This window comes from Lamprobacter sp., assembly GCF_034860625.1.
GTDB lineage: Bacteria > Pseudomonadota > Gammaproteobacteria > Chromatiales > Chromatiaceae > Lamprobacter.
Genome location: NZ_JAYESN010000593.1, coordinates 1 through 1066, shown reverse-complemented (window position 1 = coordinate 1066; position 1066 = coordinate 1). Strand labels below are relative to the sequence as shown.

Below are 1066 nucleotides of genomic sequence, written 5' to 3'. Positions count from 1 at the left end.
CAGCTGTTCATCGACGACTGTGGTCCCACCATGGCGGTCATCGACGCCAGCAGCGGCGAGCAGCGCTCGGCGCAGATCTTCGTCGCCGTGCTCGGGGCCTCCAGTTACACCTATGCGGAGGCGACCTGGAGTCAATCGCTGCCGGACTGGATCGGCTCGCATCAGCGCGCCTTCGCCTTCTTTGGCGGCGTGCCCGAGCTACTGGTCCCGGACAACCTGCGCGCGGCGGTGCGCACACCGGATCGCTACGACCCCGAGCCTAACGCCACCTACCTCGAGCTGGCCCGTCATTACGCCACAGCGATCCTGCCGGCACGGCCCTACAAACCCAAAGACAAGGCCAAAGCGGAGGTCGCCGTGCAGGTGGTCGAGCGCTGGGTCCTGGCACGGCTGCGCCACCAGCGCTTCTTTTCCCTGCATGAGCTCAATGTCGCCATCGCCGAGCTGCTCACCGAGCTCAACGCGCGCCCGTTCCAGAAGCTGCCTGGCTCGCGGCGAGAGCTGTTTGAGCAGTTGGATCGCCCGGTCCTCAAGGCGCTGCCGGCGCAGCCGTTCGAGTATGCCGAGTGGCGCCACGCCAAGGTCGGTATCGACTATCACATTGCCGTTGAGGGGCGCTTCTATAGCGTCCCACACCGCCTCGTCGGTGAGCGCGTGGAGGTGCGCCTCAGCGCCGAGAGCGTGGAGGTCATGCACGGTGGTCAGCGCGTGACAGTGCATCCACGCCGCGGTAGCCAGCGCTTCTCCACCCTGGAGGAGCACATGCCCAAGGCCCATCAAGCCCATCGCCAATGGTCCCCAGGGCGGTTCATGAACTGGGCGCAGACGATCGGCCCGGCGACGCTGGCGGTGGTGAAGCATCAATTCAGTGATCGCCCGCATCCCGAGCACGGTTACCGGGCCTGTCTGGGGCTGCTGAAACAGGCACGCGGCTATGGCCCAGAACGCCTGGAGGCCGCCTGTGCACGGGCGCTGGCGATCGGTGCTCCGCAGTCTCGCAGTGTGAGCTCCATCCTCAAGCAGGGGCTCGATCAGCAACCGCTTGAGGCCGAGGCCGATGTGCAAC

General features: G+C 66.3%; 1 protein-coding gene. It reads left to right on the top strand.

All coding sequences use genetic code 11. From position 1 onward, the window contains the following. Window positions 1-1066, top strand: a 1066-nt coding sequence (istA, locus tag VBE63_RS30080) for an IS21 family transposase (RefSeq protein WP_323686632.1), incomplete at both ends; no start/stop codon positions are given.